At 66.6% G+C, this 12184-nt stretch carries 9 protein-coding genes; 2 read left to right on the top strand and 7 right to left on the bottom strand.

All coding sequences use genetic code 11. The features are described 5' to 3' along the window. Window positions 1-18: 18 nt before the first annotated feature. The 3 genes from pcaF to HCZ97_RS09160 form a co-directional block, all read right to left on the bottom strand. Window positions 19-1224, bottom strand: coding sequence for a 3-oxoadipyl-CoA thiolase (gene pcaF, locus HCZ97_RS09170; RefSeq protein WP_167688403.1), 1206 nt, complete (start codon window positions 1222-1224; stop codon window positions 19-21). A 107-nt stretch (window positions 1225-1331) separates the two neighbouring features. Beyond that, window positions 1332-2006, bottom strand: coding sequence for a 3-oxoacid CoA-transferase subunit B (locus HCZ97_RS09165; RefSeq protein ID WP_167688402.1), 675 nt, complete (start codon window positions 2004-2006; stop codon window positions 1332-1334). Continuing rightward, window positions 1999-2706 (bottom strand): 3-oxoacid CoA-transferase subunit A, encoded by a 708-nt coding sequence (locus HCZ97_RS09160; RefSeq protein ID WP_167688401.1) that lies wholly within the window; start codon window positions 2704-2706, stop codon window positions 1999-2001. The genes HCZ97_RS09165 and HCZ97_RS09160 overlap by 8 nt, the downstream gene beginning before the upstream one ends. Before the next feature lie 108 nt (window positions 2707-2814). Here HCZ97_RS09160 and HCZ97_RS09155 point away from each other — a divergent pair, with 108 nt between their 5' ends. Then, window positions 2815-3570, top strand: a complete 756-nt coding sequence (locus HCZ97_RS09155; RefSeq protein ID WP_167688466.1) for an IclR family transcriptional regulator C-terminal domain-containing protein — start codon at window positions 2815-2817, stop codon at window positions 3568-3570. 14 nt (window positions 3571-3584) lie between these two features. Here HCZ97_RS09155 and HCZ97_RS09150 read toward each other — a convergent pair whose 3' ends face one another. Continuing rightward, window positions 3585-4055, bottom strand: coding sequence for an Lrp/AsnC family transcriptional regulator (locus HCZ97_RS09150; RefSeq protein WP_167688400.1), 471 nt, complete (start codon window positions 4053-4055; stop codon window positions 3585-3587). A 110-nt stretch (window positions 4056-4165) separates the two neighbouring features. On the opposite strand from HCZ97_RS09150, the gene putA reads away from it, so the two are divergent. Next, on the top strand, window positions 4166-7501 hold the full coding sequence (putA, locus tag HCZ97_RS09145; RefSeq protein ID WP_167688399.1) for a bifunctional proline dehydrogenase/L-glutamate gamma-semialdehyde dehydrogenase PutA: 3336 nt from the start codon (window positions 4166-4168) through the stop codon (window positions 7499-7501). Window positions 7502-7712: 211 nt separating this feature from the next. On the opposite strand, the gene HCZ97_RS09140 is transcribed toward putA, so the two are convergent. Genes HCZ97_RS09140 through HCZ97_RS09130 form a run of 3 tightly spaced genes read right to left on the bottom strand, consistent with a single transcriptional unit; the run spans window position 7713 to window position 12181 of the window. Then, window positions 7713-8456, bottom strand: coding sequence for an SDR family NAD(P)-dependent oxidoreductase (locus HCZ97_RS09140; protein WP_167688398.1), 744 nt, complete (start codon window positions 8454-8456; stop codon window positions 7713-7715). Next, window positions 8449-10107 carry a hydantoinase B/oxoprolinase family protein gene (locus HCZ97_RS09135; RefSeq protein WP_167688397.1) on the bottom strand — a complete coding sequence of 553 codons (1659 nt, stop codon included), beginning with the start codon at window positions 10105-10107 and terminating at the stop codon, window positions 8449-8451. The genes HCZ97_RS09140 and HCZ97_RS09135 overlap by 8 nt, the downstream gene beginning before the upstream one ends. Window positions 10108-10111: 4 nt before the next feature. Then, complete coding sequence (locus HCZ97_RS09130) at window positions 10112-12181, bottom strand: hydantoinase/oxoprolinase family protein (protein ID WP_167688396.1); 2070 nt, start codon at window positions 12179-12181, stop codon at window positions 10112-10114. Window positions 12182-12184 lie beyond the last annotated feature (3 nt).

Below are 12184 nucleotides of genomic sequence, written 5' to 3'. Positions count from 1 at the left end.
AGCCCTGTCCGCGCTGGATCAATTGGCGCGTTCCAGCGCGATGGCGATGCCCTGCCCCACGCCGATGCACATGGTGGCCAGGGCCTTGCCGCCGGATTTCTCGGCCAGCTCCAGGGCCGCCGTGCCGGCGATCCGGGCGCCGGACATGCCCAGCGGGTGGCCAAGCGCGATCGCGCCGCCGTTGGGGTTCACGCGGGGGTCGTCATCCGCGATGCCCAGGTCACGCAGCGTGGCCAGCCCCTGAGAGGCGAAGGCCTCGTTCAGCTCGATCACGTCGAAGTCGGATTGCTGCAGCCCCAGCCGCGCCATCAGCTTCTTGGAGGCAGGCGCCGGGCCAAAGCCCATGATCCGCGGGGGGACACCGGCCGCCGCGCCACCCAGGACGCGGGCGATCGGGGTCAGGCCGTATTTCCTGACCGCTTCGCCAGAGGCGACGATCAGCGCCGCGGCCCCATCGTTGACGCCAGAGGCATTGCCCGCCGTGACCGTGCCGCCTTCGCGGAAGGGGGTCGGCAGCTTGGCAAGTTTCTCAAGCGTGGAGGCGCGGGGATGCTCATCCGTGTCGAAGACAAGATCGTCCTGCTTGCGGCGCTTGACGTTGACCGGCGTGATCTCTTTCGCCAGGCGGCCAGAGGCAATCGCGGCGGCGGCCTTTTCCTGGGAATTCAGCGCGAAGGCATCCTGCGCGTCACGCGCGATATCGAAATCTTCGGCCACGTTCTCGGCCGTTTCGGGCATGGAATCGACGCCGTACTGCTTCTTTATCACTGGGTTCACGAAGCGCCAGCCGATGGTGGTGTCGTAGATCGCGCTGTTGCGGGAATAGGCAGTTTCCGCCTTCGGCATGACGAAGGGTGCGCGGGACATGGATTCCACGCCGCCGGCGATCATCAGCTCTGCCTCGCCGGCCTTGATGGCGCGGGCGGCGGTGATGACGGCATCCATGCCGGAGCCGCAAAGACGGTTCATGGTGGTGCCGGGGACCGTTTCGGGAAGACCGGCCAGCAGCAGGGACATGCGGGCGACGTTGCGGTTGTCTTCACCGGCCTGGTTGGCACAGCCGAAGATCACGTCATCCACGGCCTCCCAGTCCACGCCGGCATTGCGCGTCATGAGCGCCTTCAGCGGGATGGCACCCAGGTCATCGGCCCGGACACTGGCAAGCGTGCCGCCGAAACGCCCGATCGGGGTCCGGATGTAATCGCAGATGAATGCTTCGGTCATGTCTCACTCCTCTTGTCACGGCCCATGGCCGGACATGTAATTCGCAGCGGCCCCGGGGCCAGAATGGCAACGCCCGCTTGAGTGCGGGCGTTGCGGAGGATCTTCGCTCAGAGCTCGGGAACGATCAGTTCACCAACGTCGCCGTCAAGGTGCAGTTCCGCACCGGTCACCGCGCGCAGCTCATCCATGGAGAGCTGAGGCAGCTTCTCGCGCAGGACGAAATGGCCGTCCTCGATATCCACCACGGCAAGAGAGGTATAGACGCGGGTCACGCAGCCCACCCCGGTCAGCGGGAAGGTGCAGCTGTCAACCAGCTTGGGGTCGCCCTTCTTGGTGACGTGATCGGTGATCACCGCCACGCGCTTGGCCCCGTGGACCAGGTCCATCGCGCCACCCACGGCCGGAACGCCCTTGTTGCCGACGCGCCAGTTGGCCAGGTCCCCGTTCTGGGCCACCTGCAGCGCGCCCAGGATGGCCACGTCAAGGTGACCCCCGCGGACCATGCCGAAGCTGTCCGCATGATGGAAGAAGGCAGCGCCGGGTTTCAACGTCACGGCCTTCTTGCCAGCGTTGATCAGGTCCCAGTCTTCTTCGCCGGGCTTGGGCGCCGGTCCGAAGTTCAGCACGCCGTTCTCCGTGTGGAAGATCGCCTCGCGGCCCTCCACGGTGTATTGCGCCACCATTTCCGGGAAACCGATGCCCAGGTTCACATAGGCGCCGTCCTCGATGTCCTGGGCTGCGCGCCAGGCAATCTGTGCGTTGGAAAGCTTCACGTCAGTCATAGGTCACCCCCGCGCGAATGAGTTCTTCTTCCTGCTTCGCATCGGCGACCTCGACGATCTTGTCGACGAAGATGCCGGGCGTGATCACCTGCTCCGGTTCGATATCCCCGGCGGGCACGATCTTGTGCGCCTGAACGATGGTCTTCTCTGCGGCGGCGGCCATCAGCGGATTGAAGTTCCGCGCGGCCATCCGGTAGGTCAGGTTGCCATAGGGATCGGCCAGTTCGGCCTTGATCAGCGCGTAATCTGCCTTGAGCCAGCGTTCCTGCACGTAGGGGCGGCCGTCGAATTCAGCGACCGGCTTGCCCTCTGCCAGTTCCGTTCCGTAGGAGCTGGGCGTGTAGAAGGCCGGGATCCCGGCACCGCCCGCGCGGATGCGTTCCGCAAGCGTGCCCTGGGGAACCAGCTCAAGCTCGATCTCTCCGGCCATGTAGCGATCGGTAAAGGCGCGCGGATCGGAGCTTTTCGGGAAAGAGCAGATCATCTTGGCGACCATGCCGGCATCGATCATCGCGGCGATGCCGATCTTTCCGTTGCCGGCGTTGTTGTTGATCACGGTGAGGTTCTTCGGGCCGGCGTCGATCAGGGTGTGGATCAGCTCGATCGGGGCGCCGGAGCCACCGAACCCGCCGATCATCACAACCGCGCCGTCCGGGATTTCCGCAACAGCCTCTTTGAGGCCGGGGCATGTCTTGTCCATGGCGAGTCTCCTTGTACAGGGCGATTTAGGCCCCCGCTCCCCTCGACGGCAAGTGAGTTTGTGCGATATGCTACCTTTGTTCGGATATCGCACAGAATGGACGACCCAATGAACCCGCGTGACATGATCTCCGGCCTCGCAAAGGGCCTCTCCGTTATCGAGACATTCTCTGCCGAACGCCCGCGCCAGTCGATCACCGATGTGTCCAACGCCAGCGGGCTGGACAGGGCCACGTCACGGCGCTGCCTGCTGACCCTGACGGAGCTGGGCTATGCCAGCTACGACGGCAAGTACTTCACCCTGACTCCCCGGGTGCTGCGGCTGGGCACGGCCTGCCTGGCCACCCTGCCCCTGGCGCAGATCGTCCAGCCGATGCTGGACCGGATGTCCGACGCCCTGGGCGAAAGCTCCTCCATCTCCATCCTTGATGATCTTGAGATCGTCTACATCGCCCGCGCCACCCAGCGGAAAGTCATGTCCATCGCGCTGATGCCGGGATCGCGCCTGCCCGCCTTCTGCACCTCCATGGGCCGCATCCTGCTGGCCGCCCTGCCCGAGGACGAGGCCCGCGCCCGCCTGGAGCGAATGGAACGCACCCCGCGCACGCCGCTGACCCTGACGGACGTGGACGCACTGATGCAGCACCTGGCCGAGGTCCGCAGCACCGGCTATTCGATGAACGACCAGGAGATAGAGATGGGTCTTCGGTCGATCGCGGTACCGGTCTATGACTCGCGCGGGCAGGTGGTGGCGGCGCTGAACCTGGGCCTGCCGGTCCGGGGCGAAGCCCCCGAAGAGATCCCACCGCGCTACCTGCCGCCCCTGCGTGCCCTGCAACAGGAGCTGCGCGGCGTCCTGACCTGAGCGCCCGGGGACCGTCACCCGATATCAGGCGCCTTCTGTTCAAAGACCGCCTCCATCGCCACGAAGGTGGACGTGGCGGAGACATGCGGCAGGGTGGAAATCCGTTCGCCCATGACCTGCCGGTATTCCGCGATATCCCGGGTACGGACCTTCAGCAGGTAATCGAACCCCCCGGCGATCATGTAGCATTCCTCGATCTCGGGAATGGTGCGGGCCGCCGTGTTGAACTGTTCCAGCGCTGCCTGCCGCGTATCCGACATTCGGACCTCAACAAAGGCGACATGGGTCAGACCCAGCTTTACGGGCGAAAGCATCGTGCGATAGCCTGTGATCAACCCTTGCGCCTCAAGCGCCCGGACCCGAGCGGCGACGGGCGTCTTGGAAAGACCGACCGTGCGGGCAAGCTCCGCCATGGAAATACGGGCATCGTCCAGCAGGACCGCCAGGATCTTGCGGTCCATCGCATCAAGCGTATCAAGGCTCATCGTCTGAAAGTCCCGTTTATTTTGGTCGAAGCGCATACAGAATAGGCCACCTTTGGGCGAAAGGGCCAGAGCGAGTGGGGTAAAACGCCCTCAGAAACGCGGAGATCCAGATGACCCAGTTCGATTCCATGCAAGGCGCAGCGAAACATGCCCCCGAGGCAGTAGTGCTTGAACGGCTGGTGGCCGACGCGGCCCTGAGCAAGAGCGCGCGAGAGATGATCTCTCACCAGGCGGCGGAGCTGGTGCGCAAGATCCGAGGCTCCAAGAAGCCCACGCTGATGGAGCTGTTCCTGGGCGAATACGGCCTGTCCACCCGCGAGGGCGTGGCGCTGATGTGCCTGGCAGAGGCCATGTTGCGGGTGCCGGACAAGCTGACCATCGACGCGCTGATCGAGGACAAGATCGCCCCCTCCGACTGGTCCAGCCACATGGGCCACGCCTCTTCCCCGCTGGTCAATGCCTCTACCTGGGCGCTGATGCTGACCGGGCGGGTCCTGGAAGACGAAAAGCCGGGCATGGCCTCGACCTTGCGGGGCGCGGTGAAACGCCTGGGTGAGCCGGTCATCCGTGCCGCCGTCACCCGGGCGATGAAGGAAATGGGCCGTCAGTTCGTTTTGGGTGAGACCATCAATAAGGCTCTGGATCGCGCCAAGTCGCTGGAAGCCCAGGGCTATACCTACAGCTACGACATGCTGGGCGAAGCGGCGATGACCCGGGCGGATGCCAACCGCTATGCAAAGTCCTATGCCGACGCGATCGCCACGATCGCCAGCGCCTGCACGAAGGGCTCCGTGGAGGCGAACCCCGGGATCTCCATCAAGCTTTCCGCGCTGCATCCCCGCTACGAAGTGGCCCACGAGGACCGCGTGCTGGAAGAGATGGTGCCGGTCGTGCGCGACCTGGCCCGGCAGGCGGCCAAGGCGGGCATGGGGCTGAACATCGATGCAGAGGAACAGGACCGGCTGGTGCTGTCCCTGAAGGTCATCGAGAAGGTCATGGAAGACAAGGAGCTGGCCGGCTGGGACGGCTTCGGCGTGGTGGTGCAGGCCTATGGCAAGCGCGCCGCCCAGGTGATCGACTGGCTTTATGCCCTGTCCACGCGGCTGGATCGCCGGATCATGGTCCGGCTGGTCAAGGGCGCCTATTGGGATACGGAGATGAAGCTGGCCCAGGTCGAGGGGCTGGAGGATTTCCCGTTGTTCACCACCCGCCCGGCGACCGATGTCAGCTATATTGCCAACGCCCGGAAGCTGATCGGCTACGCGGACCGGATCTATCCGCAGTTCGCCACGCACAATGCGCATACCGTATCTGCCATCCTGGAGATGGTGGGGGACATTTCCTATGAATTCCAGCGCCTTCACGGCATGGGCGAGCGTCTGCACGATATCGTCATGGCAGAGCACAAGAACCGCTGCCGGATCTATGCGCCGGTCGGGGCGCATCGGGATTTGCTGGCCTACCTGGTGCGGCGCCTGCTTGAGAACGGGGCCAACTCCAGCTTCGTGAACCAGATCGTGGATGAGAAGGTCACCCCAGAGGTGATCGCCCGCGATCCCTTCGAACTTCTGCCAGAGGCCAAGCGCCCCGCCGGTCTGGACTTGCCGCAGGAGATATTCGGCACGCGGCGCAACTCCATGGGCTTCGACCTGACCGATGAGGCAGAGCTGGCCCGGATCGACGCCGCGCGCGCGGCGGAGATCCCCGATGCTGCCCCCCTGGTGGCAGGCCCGGTCAGCGGCAGCCCCCGCGCGGTGGTGAACCCCGCCGATGGCTCTACCGTGGCCCAGGTGACGGAAGCCGATGCCGCCTGCGTGGAGGGGGCCATCGCGGCCGCTACCCCCTGGCAGGCCAGCCCGGAAGAGCGCGCCACGGTGCTGCGCCGGGCCGCCGATCTTTACGAGGAAAACTACGGTCCGCTCTTCGCCGTCCTGGCGAAAGAAGCCGGGAAAAGCCTGCCTGACGCGGTAGGCGAGCTGCGCGAGGCGGTTGATTTTCTGCGCTATTACGCGGATCAGGGCGCGGCACGGGCCGATGCGGCGCGCGGTGTCTTCGCGGCGATCAGCCCCTGGAACTTCCCTCTGGCGATCTTCACCGGCCAGGTATCTGCCGCTCTGGCGGCGGGCAATGGCGTGCTGGCGAAACCGGCAGAGCAGACCTGCCTTGTCGCGGCCATGGGCGTGCGGCTTCTGCATGAGGCCGGCGTGCCGGCCGAGGTGCTGCAGCTGCTGCCGGGCGATGGCGCGGTCGGGGCGGCGCTGACCGGGGATGCCCGGCTGTCCGGCGTGGCTTTCACCGGCTCCACCGACACGGCCAAGATGATCCGCAAGTCCATGGCCGCGGCCATGGATCCCGGCGCGCCGCTGATCGCGGAAACCGGCGGGCTGAATGCCATGATCGTGGATTCCACCGCGCTGCCCGAACAGGCCGTGCGGGACATCGTGGCCTCTGCCTTCCAGAGTGCCGGCCAGCGGTGCTCGGCCCTGAGATGCCTTTATGTTCAAGAGGATATCGCCCCGCAGATCATCGAGATGATCAAGGGTGCCATGGATGAGTTGCGGGTTGGTAACCCCTGGGATCTGAGCACGGATATCGGCCCGGTGATCGATGACGAGGCCAAGCAGGGGATCGAGGAGTACCTGGCCGCGCGCGGCAAGGACATCCTGCACCAGCTCGAGGCCCCGCAGGGGGGCACCTTCGTGGCGCCTGTGCTGCTGAAGGTCGGCGGGATCGCGGAGATGGAGCGCGAGGTTTTTGGTCCGGTGCTGCATGTCGCGACCTACAAGGCGGCGCAGATCGACAAGGTGATCGACGCGATCAACGGGTCCGGCTACGGGCTGACCTTCGGTCTGCACACTCGGATCGACACGCGGGTGCAGGAGATTTGCGAAGCGGTTCATGCCGGCAACATCTACGTGAACCGCAACCAGATCGGCGCGATCGTGGGCAGCCAACCCTTTGGCGGCGAAGGGCTTTCCGGGACGGGGCCGAAGGCGGGTGGCCCCAACTACCTGACCCGCTACCAACGTCCTGCCAGGCCCGGCGACGCGCTTTCGGCGCCGCAGGCACAGGAGATCCTGATGCCCGGACCGACGGGGGAGCTGAACAGGCTGTTGCTGACCCCGCGGGCGCCGCTGCTGTGCCTGGGCCCGGATGTGCAGGCACAGATCCAGGCGGTGCAGGCGCTGGGCGGACGGGCCTTGCCTGGTGAGGGGCTGGGGCCGGAAGACGTTGCCAAGGCCGGGGATATCGGTGGTGTGCTCTGGTGGGGGGATGCGGAGCAGGCGCGGGACCTGGCGCTGGCGCTGAGCCGGCGTGACGGGCCCATCCTGCCGCTGATCACGGCGCTGCCGGACGTGGGCCATGTCTTCCTTGAGCGGCATCTCTGCGTGGATACGACCGCTGCGGGGGGCAATGCCTCCCTGCTGGCGGGTGAGGTGTCATGATACCTGCAAAGGGCGTCGGTGCGGCGTCTGTTTTGCGTCGGTAATACGTCGGTATCACGTCGGTGCGCAGCGCACGGGGCGTTAGGCCGGCTTTAAGCGCTGGCGGGGGGCTTTGCCCCCCACGAAACAGGGGGGCTCGATGCCCCCCTGTTTCGTTCCCCCCAGAGTTTCTCGGCAAGAAGAAAGGCAGGGGCGTGGTCGCCCGCTGCGCTCAGCAGGTGTAGTTCAGGCCCTGGCGGCCGCCGTCGATATAGATCGTTTCGCCGGTGATGTAGCTGGACTTCGGACCGGCGAGGAAGGCGACGGTTTCAGCCACTTCGCGGGCGGTGCCCAGGCGTTTCAGCGGGGTGCGGGACATGGCGGTCTCCATGGCCGCCGGGTTGGCGTTCACTGCGGCCATCATCGCCGTGTCGATCGAGCCGGGGCCGACCGCGTTGACGCGGATGTTGTGCGGCGCCAGTGCCAGGGAGGCGGCCTTGGTGAAACCGGTGACGCCAGCCTTGGAGGCGACGTAGGAGCTGATTGCCGGGTTCGCCAGCAGGGCAGCGATGGAGGACATGTTGACGATCGCGCCTTCGATCCCGGCATCGACCATCAGTTTCGCGGCGGCCTGGTTGGCGACGAAGGTGCCCACCAGGTTGAGGTCGATGACCTTCTTGAAGTCTTCCACCGAGGTGGTCAGGAAATCTCCGGGCAGGGCGATGCCGGCGCAATGGGCCAGCGCGGTGGGCGCGCCGAGATCATCGGCGATCTGACCGAAGGTGGCCTTGATCTCTGCCGGGTCGGACATGTCGCAGATATAGCCCTTTGTGCCCAGCTTGCCGGCCGAGGCATGGACGCTTTCCTGGATATCGACCAGCACAGGGGTGAAGCCCTGTTCGGCCAGCACTTCGGCGCAGGCATAGCCGATGCCCTGGGCGGCGCCGGTCACGATGGCGATGGGTTTGTCAGTCATCTTCTTCTCCGTCCTTGGTCAGCCCGTAGGTCTCGCGGGCGTCTTGCAGGGTGATATAGCCGGCGGCCAGGTCAGCGCGGATGGCGCCCTGGTCGCGGTCTTCCGGGGCACCGTAGCCGCCGCCGCCGGGAAGGGACAGGCGCAGCCGTGCACCGGCGGGCACATACTGGCGGCCCTTGGCGCGCAGCTGGGTGCCATCGGCCAGTTCGACCGCGCCGCGCGCCCCGGGCTGGCCGCCTTCGCGGCCCCGTGCGGGGTGGTCGACCCGGTCGAACATGGCGTTGAACCAGAAGTGGTAGCCCTGGCGCGCCTCGATCTCGATCACCTGGCCGAGGCCGCCGCGGTGGGTGCCGGCCCCGCCGGAGCCGGCGCGCAGGTCCTTGCGCCAGAGCACGATGGGTCCGACGTGTTCCGTGGCTTCCACCGACATGGTCTTCACGCCGGAAGGAAAGGCCGTGGCCGAGAGCCCGTCCAGGGTGGGGCGCGCGCCGGTGCCGCCGGAGTTGAACATCAGCACTTCGGCCGGGGGCAGATCAGAGGCCGGGTCCGTGGCGCGGGCCGAGATCTGGATGTTCCAGAGCGCGGAGGCCCCTTCTGCCGGTACGGTCCCCGGCAGTGCCTTGTGCAGCGCGCCCAGCACCACGTCGGGCACCAGGTGGCCGATCACGTGGCGCACGGAGACCGGCGCGGGGCGTTTCGCGGCCAGGATGCAGCCTTCGGGCGCGGTGATCGTGAAGGGGGCGAGGGAGCCGGTGTTGTTGGGCACCTCCGGCGCGATGGCGCATTTCAGCGCGTAGCAGGCATAGGCGCGGGTGTAGACCTCTGGCACGTTGACGCCGAAGCGGGACATCGGCCCGGTGCCGGTGAAATCGGCGGTCAGGGTGTCATCGGCCACCGTCAGGGTGACGGCAAGGTCCACGGGGTCATCGTAGCCATCCACGGTCATGCAGTTGCCGTAGCCGCCATCGGGCAGTTTCGCGATGGCGGCCAGGGTGGCGGCGCGGGAGCGCTCCATGATGAATTGCGACAACCCGTCGAGGTCATCGAGGGCGAATTCGTCCAGCATGGCCTGCAGGCGCTTTTCCCCGGCCTCGTTGCAGGCGGCCAGGGAATAGAGGTCTCCGATCACCTGGTCGGGCTGGCGGGTGTTCCAGCGCAGCATGTTGAGAAGGATGTCAGAGACCGCGCCCCGGTCGGCGAATTTCATGATCGGGACCAGGAGGCCTTCTTCGTAGACCTCGTTCGCGTCGGGGCCGAAGCCGCGCCCGCCGATATCGACCACATGGGCGGTGCAGGCGAAGAAGCCGATGTGCACCCCGTGGCGGAAGACCGGCGTGGTGACGGTGAAGTCATGCAGGTGGCCCGTGCCCATCCAGGGGTCATTGGTCAGGTAGACATCGCCGGGCTGGATGTTCTGGGCGCCGATCTCGCGGATGAAATGGCCGACCGATTCCGCCATGGCGTTGACGTGGCCGGGGGTGCCGGTGACGGCCTGGGCCATCATGCGCCCCTGCCGGTCGAAGAGCCCGGCAGAAAGGTCGCCGGCTTCGCGCACGGAGGTGGAGAAGGCGGTGCGGATCAGCGTGGTGGCCTGTTCTTCCACCACGGCGATGAGGCGGGACCACATGATCTGGTAATCGAGCGTGGACATGGGATCAGCCCTCTTTCCGGGTCAGCAGCAGGGCGCCGTCGGGTTGGCCGATAGCGGTGAAGGCGGCGGTGACGATCGTGGTGGTCTCTGCCTCCGTGATCACGGCGGGGCCGTCGATGCGGGTGCCGGGGGTCATGGCGCTGCGGGGGACCTCCGTTGCCTCGACCTCCTTTCGCAGGCCGGCATCGAAGAGCTTTCGCTTGCGGGTGTCGCGCGGGGCGGCGGTGCCGGGGGCGCGGGTGACCGGCGCGGGGTCCGGAGTCTGGGTGGCAAGGACGAGGGACCAGTTCGTCACCTCTGCCGCGAGGTCCTCGATGATGCGTCCGAAGAGCTGGCGGTAGGCGGTTTCAAAGGCCCTGCGCAGGGCAGGAAGATCGCCATCGGCAAAGCGGGTCTGGTCGAGCACCACGGGGATTTCCCAGCCCTGCCCGGCGTAGCGCATGAAGGCGGTGAGCCGGGTGGTGACGGGGGCGGAGGTATCGCCCAGGAAGCCGCGCGCTTCTTCCTCCATCTCCTCCAGCGTGGCGTTGACCGTGGCGCAGTCGAAGCGATCGAGGCGCTGGAACAGGCCGCGCGTCGCCTCGTAGCTGAAGGGCGCCTTGAGGAAGCCGATGGCAGAGCCCACGCCCGCGCCCGGCGGGATCAGCAGCGCGGTGATGCCCAGCTTTTCGCATTGTCGGCAGGCGTGCAGGGGCGCGCCTCCGCCGAAGGCGACCATGGTGAAGCTTTCGATGTCCCGGCCGTTTTCCACCGTGTGGACCCGGGCGGCGTTGGCCATGTTCTCATCCACCATTTCGGTCACGCCGAAGGCGGCCTCGGTCCCCGAGAGGCCGGAGGGGGCCAGCTGTTCCATGGCCGTGGCAGAGAGGTCGGGCGACAGGGGGATGGCGCCACCGGCGAAGTCGCGGGGATCAAGGCGGCCCAGCATCAGGTTGGCATCGGTCACCGTGGGATCGGTGCCGCCGCGCTGGTAACAGGCCGGGCCGGGTTCGGATCCGGCAGAGGCGGGGCCGACCTGGATGCGCCCCATGGCATCGACCGAGGCTATGGAGCCGCCGCCCGCGCCGATTTCCACCATCTCCACCACGGGGGTGGAGACGGGCATGCCGGAGCCCTTCTTGAAGCGGTAGGTGCGCGCGACCTCGAAGGTATTGGCGGTCTTGGGGCGGCCGTCCTCGATCAGGCAGATCTTGGCGGTGGTGCCGCCCATGTCGAAGGAGAGCGCGCGGTCGATCCCATGGGCGCGGGCCAGCTCTGCCGCGAAGATCGCGCCACCGGCGGGGCCGGATTCCAGCAGGCGCACCGGCTGTTCGGCAGCCGTTTCGACAGAGATCAGCCCGCCGCCGGAATGCAGCATGTAGACGGGCGCCGCGATGCCTTCGCCCGCCAGACGGTCGACAAGGCGGCCAAGGTAGGCGGCGACCTGCGGCTGGACATAGGCATTGGCGATGACGGTATTGAAGCGCTCGAACTCTCGCATCAGCGGAGAGATCGTCGAGGAGAGAGAGACGGAGACGCCGGGCAGCGCCTCTTGCAGGGCCGCGCCGACCTGCCGTTCATGCGCGGGGTTGGCGTAGGAATGCAGGAAGCCGACGGCGACGGCCTGGTATCCACCCTTGCGGATCCGGTCGACCACCTGGGCCAGCTCTGCCGGGTCGAGGGGCAGCAGGACGTTGCCATCCGCATCCAGGCGCTCTGCCAGGGTGAAGCGGTCCTTGCGGGGGACCAGGGGCTTGGGCAGCTGCAGGTTTAGGTCGTATTGCTCGAACCGGTTTTCGGAGCGCATTTCGACCACGTCGCGGAAGCCTTCGGTTGTGATGAAGGCGGTCTTCGCCCCGCGCCGCTGGATCAGGGCGTTGGTGACCAGCGTGGTGCCGTGGATCACCTGGGCGATGCCAGAGGGCGCGACCCCGGCACTGGCACAGGCGCGGTGGATGCCGTCAAGGATCGCATCCTCTGGGCGGGTGTAATCGGTCAGCACCTTGGCCGAGGCCAGGCCGCCGGGGTGCGTAAGGGCAACATCGGTGAAGGTGCCGCCGATATCGACACCGACGCGAAGGGGTATTTGGGTCATGGA

The sequence above is a fragment of the Pseudooceanicola sp. HF7 genome (assembly GCF_011806405.1).
Classification (GTDB): domain Bacteria; phylum Pseudomonadota; class Alphaproteobacteria; order Rhodobacterales; family Rhodobacteraceae; genus Pseudooceanicola.
Note: the sequence above shows the minus strand (reverse complement) of the source record. Positions and strands in the feature narration are given on the sequence as shown.

What these genes read in the sequence shown, in the direction of transcription:
- HCZ97_RS09140 (WP_167688398.1), bottom strand. Translation starts at nt 8,456, where the DNA reads ATGACTGACAAACCCATCGCCATCGTGACCGGCGCCGCCCAGGGCATC.
- HCZ97_RS09155 (WP_167688466.1), top strand. Translation starts at nt 2,815, where the DNA reads ATGAACCCGCGTGACATGATCTCCGGCCTCGCAAAGGGCCTCTCCGTT.
- HCZ97_RS09160 (WP_167688401.1), bottom strand. Translation starts at nt 2,706, where the DNA reads ATGGACAAGACATGCCCCGGCCTCAAAGAGGCTGTTGCGGAAATCCCG.
- HCZ97_RS09130 (WP_167688396.1), bottom strand. Translation starts at nt 12,181, where the DNA reads ATGACCCAAATACCCCTTCGCGTCGGTGTCGATATCGGCGGCACCTTC.
- pcaF (WP_167688403.1), bottom strand. Translation starts at nt 1,224, where the DNA reads ATGACCGAAGCATTCATCTGCGATTACATCCGGACCCCGATCGGGCGT.
- HCZ97_RS09135 (WP_167688397.1), bottom strand. Translation starts at nt 10,107, where the DNA reads ATGTCCACGCTCGATTACCAGATCATGTGGTCCCGCCTCATCGCCGTG.
- HCZ97_RS09150 (WP_167688400.1), bottom strand. Translation starts at nt 4,055, where the DNA reads ATGAGCCTTGATACGCTTGATGCGATGGACCGCAAGATCCTGGCGGTC.
- HCZ97_RS09165 (WP_167688402.1), bottom strand. Translation starts at nt 2,006, where the DNA reads ATGACTGACGTGAAGCTTTCCAACGCACAGATTGCCTGGCGCGCAGCC.
- putA (WP_167688399.1), top strand. Translation starts at nt 4,166, where the DNA reads ATGACCCAGTTCGATTCCATGCAAGGCGCAGCGAAACATGCCCCCGAG.